Genomic DNA, 15985 nt, shown 5'->3' on the forward strand with positions numbered 1-15985 from the left:
TTCAAGGAAGAAGCTGAGGCCTGTCAGCAACTTCCGGCGCAGACCTTGCCAGCCCATATCGGGCTCAAGGTGCTTGCCACGCTTGACGCAAACGGGCTTTTCATGTCGATACGCCGGCAAAGAGGGCCCTCGAAACATCCGATGAACGCGCTGCCAGCAAATCCTCCAGACGAGACCCACGCCGCGCTGCTTGGCCGGCTCGGCAGCCGTTCCATCGTTTTTGTCGGGCTGATGGGCGCCGGCAAGACGGCGATCGGCCGCAAGGTGGCGACGATGCTGGCGCTGCCTTTCATCGACAGCGACCAGGAGATCGAGAGCGTCTCGCGCATGACCGTACCGGAGCTGTTCGAGCGTTATGGCGAGACCGAATTCAGGGCGCTAGAGCAGCGCGTCATCCTGCGGGTGCTGGAAAACGGCCCACAAGTGCTGTCGACGGGCGGCGGTGCCTTCATGAACGCGCAGACGCGCGAGGCGATCGCCTCGCACGGCGTGTCGGTGTGGCTGAAGGCCGAGCTCGACCTTCTGATGGATCGCGTCTCCAAGAAGCAGAACCGGCCGCTGTTGAAAAGTGCCGATCCGCGCGCCGTGCTGGAGCGGCTGATGAGCGAGCGCTATCCGGTCTACGCGACATCTGACGTCACCGTGCCGACCCGCGACGACCGCAAGGAGGTCATCGCGACCGAGGTGGTGGATGCGCTGTGCCGGCATTTCGGCATCGATGTGACCGCTGCGACAGGCGAGGTGCGATCATGAGCGCGGATCAGCCAGTCACCGTCGAAGTTGGCCTTGGCGACCGGACCTACGACATCCTGATCGGCTCGGGGCTGCTATCACGCGCCGGTGCGGAGATTTCGCGCCGGCTGCCGGGTACCCGCGCCGCTGTGATCACCGACGCCAATGTCGCTTCAGCGCATCTCGATGCGCTGAAGGCCAGCCTTGAGACGGACGGCATACAGCCCGCCGTGATCACGCTGCCGCCCGGCGAGAAGACCAAGAGCTTTGCTCATCTCGAAGAGGTGGTCGACGGTGTGCTGGCAGCCAGGCTGGAACGCGGCGACATTGTCATCGCTTTTGGCGGCGGCGTTATCGGCGACCTTGCCGGCTTCGCCGCCGGCATCGTGCGGCGCGGCATGAATTTCGTGCAGATCCCGACCTCGCTGCTGGCGCAGGTCGATTCCTCGGTCGGCGGCAAGACCGGCATCAATAGCGCGCGCGGCAAGAACCTTGTCGGCGTCTTCCATCAGCCGAAGCTGGTGCTGGCCGACACCGGAGTGCTCGACACGCTGCCGATCCGCGAATTCCGCGCCGGCTATGCCGAGCTCGCCAAATATGGGCTTATCGACCGGCCGGGATTTTTCGCCTGGCTGGAAGAGAACTGGGGCCAGGTTTTTGCCGGTGGACCGGAGAGGGCGCAGGCCATTGCCGAAGCCTGCCGGGCCAAGGCCGACGTCGTTGCCCGCGACGAGTTCGAGACCGGCGACCGCGCGCTGCTCAATCTCGGCCACACGTTCGGTCACGCGCTGGAAGCCGCCACCCAATATGACGGAACCCGCCTTGTCCATGGCGAAGGCGTCGCTATCGGCATGGCGCTGGCGTACCGGTTCTCGTCGCGGCTCAACCTGGCCAGCCCTGACGACGCGGCGCGCGTCGAGGCGCATCTGCGCGCCGTCGGCCTGCCCTGGCGCATGGCCGATATCCCGGGCGATCTGCCGGGCGCCGAGGCGCTGCTTGCCTTCATCACCCAGGACAAGAAGGTGTCGCGCGGTGCGCTGACCTTCATCCTGACGCGCGGCATCGGCCAGGCCTTCATCGCCAAGGATGTTCCGGCATCGGAAGTGCTGTCGTTCCTGAAAGAGAACCATCCCAGCCAGCAGGAAAGCCGGCTGGGCAAGCAGAAGATGCGGCCGAAATGAACAACGAGACCGGCTGGATCGTCGTCGCTGTCCTTGCCATCCTCATCCTGCTGGTCGTTGCCGTGCGCACGCGCCTGCTTGCCGCTTTTGGTTATGAGCTGTCGCGCATCGAGCCGCAGCGCTCGACCCAGGACGAATTGCGCGGCGCGGTCGACGATTTCCGCCGCGACGGCCAGATAGTGCGCGAGGATCGCGATCGCGTCGGCGGCCTGTTCGATCTCGCCGAGCTTGAAGTCTCCGACATCATGGTCCACCGCACCAACATGCGCTCGGTCAATGCCGACAATGCGCCGGAGGCGGTGGTGCGCGAGATCCTGCAGAGCCCGCATACCCGCATGCCGCTGTGGAAGGGCTCGCTCGACAACATCGTCGGCGTGCTGCACGCCAAGGATCTGCTGCGCGCCTTGAACGAAGTCGGCAACGACTTCTCCAGGATCGACGTGATGAAGATTGCCTCGAAACCTTGGTTCGTGCCCGACACCACGACATTGCAGGAACAGCTCAACGCCTTCCTGCGCCGCAAGGCGCATTTCGCCGTCGTCGTCGACGAATATGGCGAGGTCGAAGGGCTGGTGACGCTGGAGGACATCATCGAGGAAATCGTCGGCGAGATCGCCGACGAGCATGATGTCGACATCCAGGGCGTCAAGCAGGAGGCTGACGGTTCCGTCGTCGTCGACGGCACGGTGCCGATCCGCGACCTGAACCGGGCGCTCGACTGGAACCTGCCGGATGAGGAGGCCACCACCATTGCCGGCCTCGTCATCCACGAGACGCAGTCGATCCCCGAGGAGAAGCAGGCTTTCACGTTCCACGGCAAGCGCTTCACCGTCATGAAGCGCGACAAGAACCGGATTGCCAGGCTGAGGATCAGGCCAGCCGGCGACGCTTAAAACGCTGCGCACTTTTTGGCGCCATGAGACCAGCGCAGCTAAGGAGTCTCATTCTGCGATCTGGCTCGTCGAGCGTTCGTGGATAGCCGCGCCCGTCTCAGCGTCGACGGCCGCCAGGCTGACCTCATAACCCCAAAGCCTGCGGATGTGACGAAGCGTGGCATCGCGGCTGGCATCCTCGAGAAGGATGCCATCATTGACCTTGTGCTGCAGCCTCAAATGCCGGTCGCCGAGCAGATCGACATCCATTACTTGGATGTCCGGTTGGTTCGCGCCGATCTCGTAGCTGTGGGCAAGCGCGGCGCGGATCTTGGCATAGCCGCGTTCGTTGTGGATCGAGGCGACCTGGCAATGCGGTTGTTCGGCAACGTCACCGAGCACAAAGAACCGCCATTTCCGGATCAAGGTCGGACTGAGATACTGGCGGATGAAGGACTCGTCCCGGTGATCCGCCCAGGCATCGAGCAGGACCTCAAGCCAGTTGCCGTGACCGGCGATGTCGGGAAACCATTCCCGGTCTTCCGCCGTCGGCTCGGTCGAGATGCGCTTAATGTCCTGCATCATATCGAGGCCGAGAGCGTAGGGGTTGATGCCGGAAAAGCGCGGATCGTCGTATGCCGGCTGGAAGACCACGTTGGAATGATTCCGCAGGATTTCGAGCATGGCGCCTTCGCTGATCTGGCCGCGATCGAACAGCATGTTCATCAGCGTATAGTGGACGAAAGTGGCGCAGCCCTCGTTCATCACCTGTGTTTGCCGTTGAGGGTAAAAATATTGTGCTATGACACGAACGATCCTGATCACCTCACGCTGCCAAGGCTCCAGGATCAGGCTGTTCTTTTCCAGGAAATAAAGCAGGTTTTCCTCGGGCAGGTTGAGCGATTTCTTCCGCTCCGGCTCGTCGTGTCCCTTGTCGTTGGCCGTTCGCTGCGACGGCGGCAGCGTGCGCCACAAATCATTATAGGAGTGTTCTTCGTATTCGAGGCGCTCGCGAAGCCCTTCGCGCTGCCGCTCCGACGACAGCTTCGGCGGCCGGTGATAGCGGAACACGCCCTGCGCCATCAGCGCGTGGGCGGAATCAAGAACAGCCTCGACGGCGGCGGGGCCGTGCCGCTCCTCGCAACGGACAATGTAGCCCTTGGCGAAGTCCAGGTAGCTGAGGATCGCCCCTGCGTCCGTCCACTGCTTGAACAACTGGTTGTTCTTGAAGAAATGGTTGTGCCCGAGCGCAGCATGGGCCGTCACCAGGGCCTGCAGGGCCATGGTGTTTTCCTCCATCAGATAAACGATGCAGGGATTGGAATTGATGACCAGTTCATAGGCAAGCCCTCGCCCGCCTTTGCGATAGAGCAGGTCCTGATGGAGGAAATGTTTGCCGAAAGACCAGTGACGATACATCAGTGGCATGCCGACCGATGAATAGGCGTCGAGCATCTGTTGGGAAGAGATGATCTCCATCTGCACGGGGTAGGTTTCGAGATGAAGCTCTTCGACCGCGATTGCCTCGATCGCGTCATAGGTTCGTGACAATGTCTTGAAATCCCAGTCGGACCCCGAAAAAAGCAGGCTGGATTTACTGGCTTGTCTGGCCATCGGAGCCCTCATGCACTCTTGAGGGAAGCCGGCTGTCTGCCGAAGAGTTGGCGAAAGACCGGGTAGATATCGGCGGGCGTGGCAATGCGGCTCATCTGGAAGTTCGGCCATCTCAGGTCGATTTCGCTATAGGCTCGCCATAGCGATGTCCCGTTTTCGGTCGTGCCGAAGATATGGGCTTCACGCTCGTCGATGATCTCGACATAGGCAAAATACTGGCACAGCCGCATGAGCTTGCCGTTGAGCAATGTTATGCATTGCTCGGAATCGCCGGCGAAATTGTCGCCGTCCGAGGCTTGGGCGGCGTAGATGTTCCATTCGTGGGCGGGGTAACGTTCGTCAATAATGCGGTGCATTTCCTCCAGCGCGGTGGAAACGACGGTGCCGCCGCTTTGCGTGTTGTAGAAAAATGTTTCCTCATCGACCTCCTGGGCCAGGTGCGTGTGGCGGATGAAGACGATCTCGATGCGCTCGTAGCGCCGTTTCAAGAACAGGTGCAGCAGTACGAAGAAGCGCTTCGCCAGATCCTTTTCGCGCTCACCCATCGAGCCGGATACATCCATCAGACAGAACATGACGGCATTGGCGTTCGGCACAGGCCGGGGATCGAAGCGGTTGAAGCGGATGTCGACCGGATCGACATAGGCAATCCGCCTGCGCCGCCGTTCCAGCCGGTCAAGCTCTTCGCGCAACGCCGCAATGCGCTGACGCGCCGCTGCGCTGGATGGCACCAACTCGAGCGTGGCGATTTCCTGGAGGATCGCGTCCAACTCCTCCTGCTTGGGACGTCTCAGCGCAATGCGGCGGCCATGGCTGTTGCGCATCGTGCGCACAACATTGATGTTGGTCGGTGAGCCGGTGGCGGCGAAGCCAGCCCGGCGCGACTTGAAGGCAAGGATCTCCTTGAGGTTGAGCTTGACCATATCTGGGAGTTCGAGATCCTCGAAAAAAAGATCGAGCACCTCTTCACGCGACAGCACGAAACGAAAGTCGTCTTCAGATGCCGTATTCCCCGGGGCTCCCGCGCCGCCGCCCCCGCCGGGCTTGGGGATCAGGTCCCCAGGGGAGAAATGCCTGTTGCCCGGCAGGATGTGCTGGCGCCTGCCGCTGTTGCGAGCGTTGTTGAAACTCGGCTCGCCCGTGCCTCTTTCGGGCATGGGCACAGCGTGCTCGGCGTCGGCGTCGGCGATCCTGCCGGTGCGGATCTGATCGCGTATGCTCCGCTTCAGTTCCTCGCGCGCACGCCTGAGAAAGCGCTGGCGATTGCCGAGGCTCTTGTCTTTTGGGTTCAGGCGACGGTCGATGAAGATCGGCATGGAACCATCCGGGCTCTCTCAACCCGCCCTGTTCACCCGCATGTACCAGTCCACAAGGCGACGCACCTGCCGCTGGGTGTAGCCACGCTCGACCATCCGTTGCACGAATTCATTATGCCGTTTTTCCGTCACGCTATCCTGCTTGGAGCCGAAGCTGATCACCGGCAGGAGGTCCTCGACCTGGCCGAACATGCGCTTCTCGATGACTTCGCGCAGCTTTTCGTAACTTGTCCACGCCGGGTTGCGGCCGTGATTTCTTGCACGGGCGCGCAAGGTGAACTTCACCACCTCGTTGCGGAAGTCCTTGGGATTGGCGATGCCGGCCGGCTTTTCGACCTGCGACAGCTCATTGTCCAAAACCTCGCGGTTGAGGATCTGGCCGGTGTCGGGATCCTTGTAGTCCTGATCCTCGATCCAGGCATCGGCATAAGCGATGTAGCGATCGAAAAGGTTCTGGCCATACTCGCTGTACGATTCCAGATAGGCCTTCTGGATTTCGTGGCCGATGAACTCGGCATACCGGGCCGCCAGCTCGGACTTGATGAACTCCAGATAGTCCGCTTCCGTCTCCTTCGGAAACTGTTCGCGCTTGATTGCCTCCTCCAGGATGTACATGAGATGTACAGGGTCGGCGGCCACCTCCTCGGTGTCATAGTTGAAGGTCTGCGACAGGATCTTGAAGGCAAAGCGCGTGCTGACGCCGGCCATGCCCTCGTCGACGCCGGCGGCATCGCGATATTCCTGAACCGGTTTCGCCTTGGTGTCGACGTCCTTCAGGTTCTCGCCGTCATAGGCACGCATCTTGGTGTAGAGCGGCGAATTGTCGTGCTTGGCCAAGCGGGTCGAGACGGTAAAGCGGCTGAGGATGTCCAGCACCTCAGGGGCACAGGCACTGGTGGCCAATTCGCTCTCCCGCAGCAGCTTTTCGTAGATATGTCTTTCTTCGGTTGTCCGCAGACAATACGGCACCTTGACCACTAGGATGCGATCGAGAAAAGCCTCGTTGTTCTTGTTGTTCTTGAACTGCTGCCATTCCGATTCGTTGGAATGGGCCACGATGATGCCTTGATAGGGGAAGGCGCCGAAATTCTCGGTGCCGTTGTAGCTGCCCTCCTGGGTCGCGGTCAGCAGCGGATGCAGGACCTTGATGGGCGCCTTGAACATTTCGACGAATTCGAGCAGGCCCTGTGTGGTCCGGTTCAGTCCTCCGCTGTAGGAATAGGCGTCCGGATCGGACTGGCTGAAATTTTCCAATTGCCTGATGTCGACCTTGCCGACCAGGGCCGAGACATCCTGGTTGTTCTCGTCGCCAGGCTCCGTCTTGGTGATGCCGATCTGGCGCAGCCGCGAAGGCTTCAACTCGACCACGCTGAATTTGGAAATGTCGCCGGACAATTCATCAAGCCGCTTGGCCGCCCAAGGCGAGATAAGCCCGTTGAGACGGCGCCGGGCTATCCCGTATTTGTCTTCCAGCAGGTCGCCCATGCGATCGGGATTGAAAAGGCCGAGCGGCGATTCGAAAACCGGACTGATCTGGTTGCCGGCCTTCAGCGTGTAAATCGGGCGTTCCTCCATCAGTCTCTTCAGCCGTTCGGCCAGAGAGGATTTGCCGCCGCCGACAGGGCCGAGGAGGTAGAGGATCTGCTTGCGCTCCTCGAGCCCCTGGGAGGCATAGCGGAAATATCCGGCGATGCGCTCGATCGTATCCTCCATGCCGTAGAAGTCGGAGAAAGAGGGATAGATCTTGACGGTGCGGTTCGAGAAAATGCGGCCGAGTCGCTCATCCTTGCTGGTGTCGACCAGGTTCGGCTCGCCGATTGCCTCGACCATCCGTTCAGGCGCCGAGGCATACATCGATTTGTCCTCTCGGCAGGCAAGAAGGTACTGCTGGAGGCTGATTTCTTCCTGGGCCGCGTTCGCATAAATCTCCGAAAAAAGATCGAAGACGTCGGACTGATTCTCACGCATGATATTCCGCCCTCAAAGCCGTTCTGGCTGCCGGATGGCTCTCAATCTATTCAACTACCGGGGGTGCATTGTGGTTCCCTTCACATGAAGGAGAGAACGTGCGCCTGGCATCGACCCGGGACAGCACCCCATGTGATTAGAATGCGTATCCAATAACTTAGGGGGTGATGGACAGATGAGGCCGTCAAGGACAAATATTGATTTCGTGAACTGAACCGAGAGCGTGCATTTGATGCGGTGAGAGCTGTCGCCCGATGCGGGTTCGATGGGGCAGTTCGATCGCGTTCGGATCGAGGATCGATCGCCGAACCAGATTTTTGGATATTGCCGATCCTTAACTGGACGCTCGTGGCGTGCGCGGGCACTCTTGGCCGACACGGTCGGGAGACCACGATGATCGATCGACGAAGCCTCATTCTGGCTTCCGTGGCGGCGATGCTGCCACTGGGAGCATCGGCTGCGTGGCGGCAACGCCAACCAGCGCCAAAAACTTTCGATTACGGGCCGGCCAAACTCGACATCTATGCCCCCGATGGTGCAACCGGCCTGCCGGTCGTGTTTTTCGTCCATGGCGGCACCTGGCAGTTCGGCAAACGCAGCCAGGTCAACGCCAAACCGGCCTTCCTGCTGGCCAATGGCTTCTGCTTCGTCTCCATCGATTACCGCATGTTGCCTGAGGCCGATGTCGCCACCCAGGCCGGCGACGTCGAAAAGGCCTATGGCTATATCAGGGCCAACATCGCCCGGCATGGCGGCGACCCCAACCGCATTGTGGGCATGGGCCATTCGGCCGGCTGCCATCTGATTGCGCTGACCGGCATGCGCGGTGGACTGCCCGGCGTCGCTGCCCTGCTTCTCGATGATACAAGGGCCTACGACCTTGTAGCGCTTGCCAGGAATGGCGGCATGGTGCGGGCCTATGCGCGGGTCTTTTCCGACCCTACGCAATGGGCGGCACTATCGCCCATCAGCTATGTCGACGGCCGCAAGCATCCGCCGACCTTCATCGCCTATTCGCGGGCGCCTGGCCGTGGCGAAGCCTCCAAGGCCTTTGCCAAGCGCCTGCGCGCCACCGGCACCAGGGTTACGCTGTTCGACGGCAGCGCCTATACGCACATGTCGATCAATCGCGATTTCGGCGACGACGGCGATGCGCTGACCGCTGTCGCGCTGGCATTCTTGAAATCGACGGTCGGCTGATCGAAGCTCGTGCGTTAGCTACTGGATCAGACCAAAAGCACTGGCGGGATATTGCCGTGCGGGCGCCCGCAGGTGCATTGCTCTATCTGTTTGTTTTGGCGCAATTCCCAAGGGAAAGCGCTATGCGCTTTTCCCGGGAAAACAGCTTAACACTTTTCCTGGAATTGCTCCTCGATCGTCAACAGGAGAGAATTGCATGAACGGAGCCGATGTCCTGTGTGACGTGCTTCTGGCCAATGATGTGACGGTCTGCTTCGCCAATCCCGGCACCTCAGAAATGCATTTCGTTGCAGCGCTTGACCGCAAACCGCGGATGCGTTGCGTGCTCGGCCTGTTCGAGGGTGTGGTGACCGGGGCTGCCGATGGCTATGCCCGGATGACCGATCGCCCGGCCGCGACGCTGCTGCATACCGGTCCCGGCCTGGCCAATGGTCTCGCCAACATGCACAATGCGCGGCGTGCGCTCAGCCCGATGATCAACATCGTCGGCGACCATGCCTCCTACCATTTGCCGCTCGATGCTCCGCTCACAAGCGATATCGAAGGCCTTGCTACACCGATGTCGAACTGGGTCTGCCGCATCGGCGGCCCAGACGATGTCGCGCCGGCGACCGAGGCGGCCTTGCGCGCATCGTTGACGCCTCCCAGTGTCGCGACGCTGATCCTGCCGGCTGATGCCGCCTGGGGCGAAGTTGGAGCGGTTTCGGTCGGCAAGGTGAGGCTGGCACCGCCGCCCGCCGTCGACATGGACGCGGTGCGCACGGTCGCCGCGGCGATCCGTGCGGCTCCAGGTCGGGCCGGCATGATCGTACGTGGGAAGGCCGCACGAGCCGATGGGCTTGCCGTCGCCGGGCAGATTTCCACGGGCAGCGATGTCCGTCTTTTCAGCGATGTCCTGATCGCCCGAATGCAACGCGGACGCGGACGTGTCGCGCCGACCCGCATCCCCTATCCGGTCGATGCGGCGACGGTTGTGCTCGGGAATATCGACGTTCTGATCCTGGTCGGCGCGAAGGAACCGGTTGCCTTCTTCGCCTACCCGGGAAAGCCCGGGCGGCTTGTCCGTGAGGGGTGCCAGGTGCTGACGCTGGCCGCCCATGGCAACGATCTGCATGCGGCGCTGGAGGCGCTGCGCGACGAACTCGGCATAAAGCCGGCGCAACAACAGGTGTTCGCGACCGCCTTTCCCGACGAGGCAACGCCGAACGGCAAGCTGACGGAAGATGCCATCGCATTGTCGGTGGCGCGAAAGCTTCCCGTGGATGCGATCGTCTGCGATGAAGCGATCACCTCGGCGCTGCGTTTCTTCGCGCTGTCGGCCTTTGCCGCGCCGCACGACTACATGATGGGCACAGGCGGATCGATCGGCGGAGGCATCCCGATGGCGACGGGGGCGGCGATCGCCTGTCCGGACCGCAAGGTGATCAATCTCGAAGCCGACGGCAGCGGCATGTACTCGGTGCAGGGGCTGTGGACCCAGGCCAGAGAGAATCTCGATGTGGTGACGATCGTGTTTGCCAACCGGACCTATGCGATCCTGCATGGCGAGATGAAGAATGTCGGTGTCGAGGCGATCGGCGAGAACGCCAGGCGCATGCTGGACCTCGACCATCCGCCGCTCGACTGGGTGTCGCTGGCCAAAGGCATGGGCGTGGAGGCGGCCCGCGCCGATACGTGCGAGCGGTTCGACGCGCTGCTGGACAGCGCCTTGTCACGGCGCGGGCCGTTCCTCATCGAAGCGGTGCTCTGAGCGCGGCTTAACCGACCTACCAGCGGGTCTTCTCGCCGGGAGCCGCCGGTTCGATCGCCAGCGCATGCACACCGGCCTTCAACTCGTCGGCAAGCAGTTCGTTGACGGCGCGGTGGCGGTCGATGCGGCTCATGCCGGCAAAGGCGGAAGCGACGACGCGGACGCGAAAATGCGTCTCGCCGGTGCCGTCATAGGTGCCGTGATGGTCGGAGCCGTTGTGGTGATGGCCGGCATGGAGATGGCTCTCGTTGATGATGACCAACCGGTCCGGCGAAAATGCCTTGTTGAGCTTGTCTTCCATGGTCTTCTGTATGGACATCGCCGTCTCCCTTCACCACATATGGCTGGCACATCAGCCTTGAAACCGAAAATCGGTCTTCGAAAAAGCCGCTGCCGCGCAACAAAATCCGCCATTCGCCTGCTTTATGCCGCGATTCAGCGGTTAGGGCGATCATCGCGAAAATGTCAATTCTTGTTTCGCATCTGCGAACGCCCCATAAATGGGTGAAATGAAGCCGTACCCCAAATATTTCGAGAAGATTCGCGTCCGCCCCGACAAGGACGCGGAGCTGAAGTCGCACTCGCCGATCTGCCAGTGGGACGGCTGCAAGGAGGCGGGCACCCATCGCGCGCCGGTCGGGCGCATGAAGGAGGGCGAGTATTTCCGTTTCTGCTTCGACCATGTGCGCGAGTACAACAAGGGCTTCAACTATTTCTCCGGCGTGCCGGACACCGAGGTCGCGCGCTTCCAGAAGGAAGCGATGACCGGCCATCGGCCGACCTGGAAGATGGGCGCCACCGGCCCCTCGACGCGATCGTCGCCCGATATGGCCCAGATGCGCTCCGGCCGTGCCGGCTACTACAACCGCATGCGCGACCCGTTCGACCTGTTCAAAGGGCCAAAGGATCCGCGCGAGGCGCGCGAGCGCAAGGCCAAGCCGCTTGAGGCCAAGGCGCTGGAAACGCTTGGCCTTGATACAAAGGCGACTGGCAAGGAGATCAAGGCGCGCTATAAGGAACTGGTGAAACTCCACCATCCGGATGCGAATGGTGGCGACAGAGGTTCGGAAGACCGGTTCCGCGATGTGCTGCAGGCCTATCGCGTGCTCAAACAGGCGGGCCTGTGCTGAGCGACCTTTCGGTCGGGGCATTTTTCCAACTTTCATAAGATTGGAAAAGGCTCTAAGACCGCCCCCGAACAAAATCGATTGCCGGCGAAATCAGGCTTTTCGCCCGTGGAGACGTTGAGAGATATGAACAAGGTCGATCGCGACATCGCCAACCTGCCCGACACGACGGTGTCGGTGAAGGAGAAATTCGGTTTCGACTCCAAGATGGTGGTGCCGGCCTATTCGGTAACATCAGAGCATGTGCCCGACATCGATCCGGACTATCTGTTCGACAAGAACACGACGATGGCGATCCTGGCAGGCTTTGCCTACAACCGCCGCGTCATGGTGTCGGGCTATCACGGCACCGGCAAATCGACCCATATCGAACAGGTTGCCGCCCGCCTCAATTGGCCCTGTGTGCGCGTCAACCTCGACAGCCATGTCAGCCGTATCGATCTCGTCGGCAAGGATGCGATCGTCGTCAAGGACGGCTTGCAGATCACCGAATTTCGCGACGGCATCCTGCCCTGGGCCTACCAGCACAATGTCGCGCTGTGCTTCGACGAGTATGATGCCGGCCGTCCGGACGTGATGTTCGTCATCCAGCGCGTGCTGGAATCGTCGGGCCGGCTGACGCTGCTCGACCAGAGCCGTGTCATTCGCCCGCATCCGGCGTTCCGGCTGTTCTCGACCGCCAACACGGTTGGCTTGGGTGATACCACCGGTCTCTATCACGGCACGCAGCAGATCAACCAGGCGCAGATGGACCGTTGGTCGATCGTCACCACGCTGAACTACCTGCCGCACGACAACGAAGTCGCCATCGTGCTGGCCAAGGCCAAGCACTATCGCGACGCCAAGGGCAAAGAGATCGTCAACAAGATGGTGCGTGTCGCCGACATGACGCGTTCGGCCTTCATCAATGGCGATTTGTCGACCGTGATGAGCCCGCGCACTGTCATCACCTGGGCCGAGAATGCCGAGATCTTCGGCAATATAGGCATGGCGTTCCGGCTGACCTTCCTCAACAAATGCGACGAGCTCGAGCGCTCGCTGGTGGCCGAGTTCTACCAGCGCGCCTTCGGCGAGGATCTGCCCGAGAGCGCCGCCAACGTGGTGCTGGGGTAAGCAGAGCCTCGATGGCGGGTCCGGGCGACAACACGCGCAACAAGTCGAAGACGGGGTCTGAAGCCGACAGCTTCAAGCGCGCCGTCACCGTCTGCATGCGCGCCATCGCCGGCGACAAGGAACTCGAGGTCGGTTTCGTCAAAGATAGGCCCGCACTTGCGGGCAGCCGCGCGCGCTTGCCCGAACTGCCGAAGAAGGCGTCGAAGACCGACATTGCCATCACCCGCGGGCTTGGCGATTCCATGGCGCTGAAGCGCGCCTGCCACGACGTGCGCATCCACACCAAGCTGGCACCGGAGGGCAAGGCGGCCCGCGCCATCTATGACGCGGTCGAGCAGGCCCGCGTCGAGGCGATCGGCTCACGCGCCATGCAAGGCGTCGCCGACAATATCGGCTCGATGCTTGAGGACAAATACGCCAAGGCCAACCTCGTCGACGTCAAGGACAAGGCCGACGCGCCGATCGAGGAAGCTCTTGCCCTGATGGTGCGCGAGAAGCTGACCGGCCGGCCGATCCCGAAAAGCGGCGAGCGGCTGGTCGAACTCTGGCGGCCCTGGGTCGAGGAAAAGGCCAAGGCCGACCTCGACGGATTGTCGGCAAAGCTCGGTGACCAGCAGGCCTTCGCCCGCGTCGTGCGCGAGATGCTCGCCTCCATGGAAATGGCCGAGGAACTCGGCGATGACCAGGAGACGGAAGACTCCGAGGACAATGACGAAAACCAGCCGCAAGGCGAGGAGCAGAGCGAGGAGGGCGGCGAAGAGGATTCCGGTTCCGAGCAGTCGCAATCCGAAGATGCCGAGGCGTCGGCCGATGACGAGCAGTCGGCCGAGACCGAAGCCTCCGACGCCACAGCCGACGACCTGTCCGACGATGACGATGCGGACGCCGAGACACCCGGCGAGGCGCGCCGCAACGACAATCCCTTCACCAATCTGCCGAAGGAAATCGACTACAAGGTCTTCACCACCGCCTTCGACGAGACGGTCGGCGCCGAGGAGCTTTGCGAAGAGGAAGAACTCGACCGGCTGCGCGCCTTCCTCGACAAGCAGCTTGCCAATCTGTCCGGCGTCGTCGGCCGCCTGGCCAACCGACTGCAGCGCCGGCTGATGGCGCAGCAGAACCGCTCCTGGGATTTCGACCTGGAAGAGGGTTACCTCGACCCGGCACGGCTGGTGCGCGTCGTCATCGATCCGATGCAGCCGCTGTCGTTCAAGCAGGAGCGCGACACCAAATTCCGCGACACGGTGGTGACGCTGGTGCTCGACAATTCGGGCTCGATGCGCGGCCGGCCGATCACGGTCGCCGCCACCTGCGCCGACATATTGGCGCGCACGCTGGAGCGTTGCGGCGTCTCGGTCGAGATCCTCGGCTTCACCACGCGGGCGTGGAAGGGCGGGCAGGCGCGCGAGAAGTGGCTGAAGGACGGCAAGCCGCCGAATCCCGGCCGGCTCAACGATCTGCGCCACATCATCTACAAATCGGCCGACCACCCATGGCGGCGGGCACGGCGCAATCTCGGCCTGATGATGCGCGAAGGCCTGCTCAAGGAAAACATCGACGGCGAGGCGTTGCTATGGGCGCACAACCGGCTGATTGCCCGGCCCGAACAGCGCAAGATCCTGATGATGATCTCGGACGGCGCGCCGGTCGACGATTCGACGCTGTCGGTCAATCCTGGCAACTATCTCGAGCGTCATCTGCGCGCGGTCATCGAACTGATCGAGACGCGCTCGCCGGTGGAGCTGCTGGCCATCGGCATCGGCCATGACGTCACGCGCTACTACCGCCGTGCCGTCACCATCGTCGATGCCGAGGAACTGGCCGGCGCGATGACCGAGCAGCTGGCTTCGCTGTTCGCCGAGGAGAGCGCGAAGGATACGCGGCGCGGCGGTATGCGGCGCGCCGGATGATCTTTTCGCGCCGCGGCTTTCAGCAGACGCTTTTCGCCGCCATCGCCCTGTTCGCCGGCGCGGCTTCAGCTGCAGCTGGTTCGGCTGATTCCACCTCGGTCGAACCGGTCGAAGTCTCGGCCCGCCCGATTGCCGAATTTCAGATTGGCCATGCCGACAAGCAGTTCGGTACGCTCGAATTCGTCGGCGGGCTGGAGATGACCTCACCAACGCGCGATTTCGGCGCGCTGTCGGCGTTCCGGTTCCTGAAAGCCGGCGGCGAGTTCATCGGCGTTGCCGATACCGGGTTCTGGTTCTTCGGCACGGTGGTTCGCGACGCTGACAAGCGGCCGTCCGGCATTCAGAATTTTCGCATGCAGCAGATGGTCGACGAGACCGGTCGGCCGATCGACAAGAAATGGGAGGTCGATGCGGAAGGTCTCGCGGTCAAAGACGGTGTTGCCACCGTCGGCTTCGAGCGCAACCACCGCGTCGCCCAGTTCAGGATCGACCCCACCGGCATGAAGGCGCCGTTCAGCCAGCTGGATTTCGTGGTTCCGGCCCAGGAATTGCGCCAGAATCGCGGCTTCGAGACCGTCACCCATGCCAATGCCAACGGCCAGCATGAGGGCGGGCTGGTCGTGGTCTCCGAGAAGAGCCTCGACAAGGCCGGCAACATCTATGCCGCCATCATCGAAGGGCCGCGCAAGGGCGTCTTCACCGTCAAGCGCAACGGCGATTTCGACATCACCGACGGTGCCTTCCTGCCGGATGGCGACCTGCTGCTTCTGGAACGCAGTTTTTCGATGGCCAGAGGCGTCAAGATGCGGCTGCGGCGCATCTATGGCGAGAGCGTCGAGAAGGGCGCCGTCGCCGACGGGCCGGTGCTGCTGGAAGCCGACATGGGCTACCAGATCGATAACATGGAAGGGCTCGACGTCTGGACCCGCGACGACGGTGCGCTGATGGTGTCGCTGATTTCCGACGACAACCACTCGATGCTGCAGCGTAACCTCTATCTGGAATTTATTCTGCACCAGGATTGAGTGGTACTCCAGTGCGAACGTGAAGTTGAAGGTCTCAACGGCAGGTTCGATTTGGCGCGGGTTCGATTTGGCCGGACGCCTTCCCCCACACCGACGCGGGGCCAGCCCGGGCCGCCGGGGGGGGCCCGGTGGTCCACGCGGGGTTGTGGGGCGCCCCCCCGACAAGGGGCCCCCGCC

13 protein-coding genes are annotated in these 15985 nt (G+C 62.1%); 9 read left to right on the forward strand and 4 right to left on the reverse strand.

The window, feature by feature from the left end; genetic code table 11:
* The first annotated feature begins 141 nt into the window (after positions 1 to 141).
* The 3 genes from NKJ06_RS21385 to NKJ06_RS21395 are packed head-to-tail and all read left to right on the forward strand — an operon-like array spanning position 142 to position 2806.
* A complete protein-coding gene (locus NKJ06_RS21385; protein ID WP_352635106.1) occupies positions 142 to 753 on the forward strand; it encodes a shikimate kinase in 612 nt (203 codons plus the stop codon).
* Positions 750 to 1913 (forward strand): 3-dehydroquinate synthase, encoded by a 1164-nt coding sequence (gene aroB, locus NKJ06_RS21390; protein ID WP_352635104.1) that lies wholly within the window; start codon positions 750 to 752, stop codon positions 1911 to 1913. The genes NKJ06_RS21385 and aroB overlap by 4 nt, the downstream gene beginning before the upstream one ends.
* Positions 1910 to 2806, forward strand: coding sequence for an HlyC/CorC family transporter (locus NKJ06_RS21395; protein ID WP_352635101.1), 897 nt, complete (start codon positions 1910 to 1912; stop codon positions 2804 to 2806). The genes aroB and NKJ06_RS21395 overlap by 4 nt, the downstream gene beginning before the upstream one ends.
* Before the next feature lie 48 nt (positions 2807 to 2854).
* Here the strand turns inward: NKJ06_RS21395 and NKJ06_RS21400 are convergent, their stop codons facing one another.
* Genes NKJ06_RS21400 through NKJ06_RS21410 form a run of 3 tightly spaced genes read right to left on the reverse strand, consistent with a single transcriptional unit; the run spans position 2855 to position 7683 of the window.
* On the reverse strand, positions 2855 to 4399 hold the full coding sequence (locus tag NKJ06_RS21400; protein WP_352635099.1) for a SpoVR family protein: 1545 nt from the start codon (positions 4397 to 4399) through the stop codon (positions 2855 to 2857).
* 8 nt (positions 4400 to 4407) lie between these two features.
* Complete coding sequence (locus NKJ06_RS21405; protein ID WP_352635097.1) at positions 4408 to 5715, reverse strand: YeaH/YhbH family protein; 1308 nt, start codon at positions 5713 to 5715, stop codon at positions 4408 to 4410.
* A gap of 18 nt (positions 5716 to 5733) precedes the next feature.
* Positions 5734 to 7683 (reverse strand): PrkA family serine protein kinase, encoded by a 1950-nt coding sequence (locus tag NKJ06_RS21410; RefSeq protein ID WP_352635095.1) that lies wholly within the window; start codon positions 7681 to 7683, stop codon positions 5734 to 5736.
* A gap of 393 nt (positions 7684 to 8076) precedes the next feature.
* Here NKJ06_RS21410 and NKJ06_RS21415 point away from each other — a divergent pair, with 393 nt between their 5' ends.
* Positions 8077 to 8883, forward strand: a complete 807-nt coding sequence (locus tag NKJ06_RS21415; RefSeq protein ID WP_352635093.1) for an alpha/beta hydrolase — start codon at positions 8077 to 8079, stop codon at positions 8881 to 8883.
* A gap of 196 nt (positions 8884 to 9079) precedes the next feature.
* Positions 9080 to 10633 carry an acetolactate synthase large subunit gene (locus NKJ06_RS21420; protein WP_352810556.1) on the forward strand — a complete coding sequence of 518 codons (1554 nt, stop codon included), beginning with the start codon at positions 9080 to 9082 and terminating at the stop codon, positions 10631 to 10633.
* Between the two features lie 16 nt (positions 10634 to 10649).
* Here NKJ06_RS21420 and NKJ06_RS21425 read toward each other — a convergent pair whose 3' ends face one another.
* Positions 10650 to 10952 carry a BolA family protein gene (locus NKJ06_RS21425; RefSeq protein WP_352635089.1) on the reverse strand — a complete coding sequence of 101 codons (303 nt, stop codon included), beginning with the start codon at positions 10950 to 10952 and terminating at the stop codon, positions 10650 to 10652.
* 181 nt (positions 10953 to 11133) lie between these two features.
* Between NKJ06_RS21425 and NKJ06_RS21430 the strand changes: the two genes are divergently transcribed.
* The 4 genes from NKJ06_RS21430 (at position 11134) to NKJ06_RS21445 (ending at position 15808) form a co-directional block, all read left to right on the forward strand.
* Positions 11134 to 11763, forward strand: a complete 630-nt coding sequence (locus NKJ06_RS21430) for a J domain-containing protein (RefSeq protein WP_352635087.1) — start codon at positions 11134 to 11136, stop codon at positions 11761 to 11763.
* 123 nt (positions 11764 to 11886) lie between these two features.
* Entirely contained in the window at positions 11887 to 12873 is a 987-nt protein-coding gene (gene cobS, locus NKJ06_RS21435; RefSeq protein WP_352635085.1) for a cobaltochelatase subunit CobS, read from the forward strand.
* 11 nt (positions 12874 to 12884) lie between these two features.
* Positions 12885 to 14783: a cobaltochelatase subunit CobT gene (cobT, locus tag NKJ06_RS21440; protein WP_352635083.1), complete on the forward strand. Its 1899-nt coding sequence runs from the start codon at positions 12885 to 12887 to the stop codon at positions 14781 to 14783.
* Positions 14780 to 15808 carry an esterase-like activity of phytase family protein gene (locus NKJ06_RS21445; protein WP_352635081.1) on the forward strand — a complete coding sequence of 343 codons (1029 nt, stop codon included), beginning with the start codon at positions 14780 to 14782 and terminating at the stop codon, positions 15806 to 15808. The genes cobT and NKJ06_RS21445 overlap by 4 nt, the downstream gene beginning before the upstream one ends.
* Positions 15809 to 15985: the final 177 nt, after the last annotated feature.

The sequence above is a fragment of the Mesorhizobium sp. M0293 genome, from assembly GCF_040321735.1.
Classification (GTDB): Bacteria; Pseudomonadota; Alphaproteobacteria; order Rhizobiales; family Rhizobiaceae; genus Mesorhizobium.

What these genes read in the sequence shown, in the direction of transcription:
- NKJ06_RS21415 (WP_352635093.1), top strand. Translation starts at nt 8,077, where the DNA reads ATGATCGATCGACGAAGCCTCATTCTGGCTTCCGTGGCGGCGATGCTG.
- NKJ06_RS21445 (WP_352635081.1), top strand. Translation starts at nt 14,780, where the DNA reads ATGATCTTTTCGCGCCGCGGCTTTCAGCAGACGCTTTTCGCCGCCATC.
- NKJ06_RS21385 (WP_352635106.1), top strand. Translation starts at nt 142, where the DNA reads ATGAACGCGCTGCCAGCAAATCCTCCAGACGAGACCCACGCCGCGCTG.
- NKJ06_RS21430 (WP_352635087.1), top strand. Translation starts at nt 11,134, where the DNA reads ATGGGTGAAATGAAGCCGTACCCCAAATATTTCGAGAAGATTCGCGTC.
- NKJ06_RS21425 (WP_352635089.1), bottom strand. Translation starts at nt 10,952, where the DNA reads ATGTCCATACAGAAGACCATGGAAGACAAGCTCAACAAGGCATTTTCG.
- NKJ06_RS21405 (WP_352635097.1), bottom strand. Translation starts at nt 5,715, where the DNA reads ATGCCGATCTTCATCGACCGTCGCCTGAACCCAAAAGACAAGAGCCTC.
- NKJ06_RS21410 (WP_352635095.1), bottom strand. Translation starts at nt 7,683, where the DNA reads ATGCGTGAGAATCAGTCCGACGTCTTCGATCTTTTTTCGGAGATTTAT.
- NKJ06_RS21400 (WP_352635099.1), bottom strand. Translation starts at nt 4,399, where the DNA reads ATGGCCAGACAAGCCAGTAAATCCAGCCTGCTTTTTTCGGGGTCCGAC.
- cobS (WP_352635085.1), top strand. Translation starts at nt 11,887, where the DNA reads ATGAACAAGGTCGATCGCGACATCGCCAACCTGCCCGACACGACGGTG.
- NKJ06_RS21395 (WP_352635101.1), top strand. Translation starts at nt 1,910, where the DNA reads ATGAACAACGAGACCGGCTGGATCGTCGTCGCTGTCCTTGCCATCCTC.
- aroB (WP_352635104.1), top strand. Translation starts at nt 750, where the DNA reads ATGAGCGCGGATCAGCCAGTCACCGTCGAAGTTGGCCTTGGCGACCGG.
- cobT (WP_352635083.1), top strand. Translation starts at nt 12,885, where the DNA reads ATGGCGGGTCCGGGCGACAACACGCGCAACAAGTCGAAGACGGGGTCT.
- NKJ06_RS21420 (WP_352810556.1), top strand. Translation starts at nt 9,080, where the DNA reads ATGAACGGAGCCGATGTCCTGTGTGACGTGCTTCTGGCCAATGATGTG.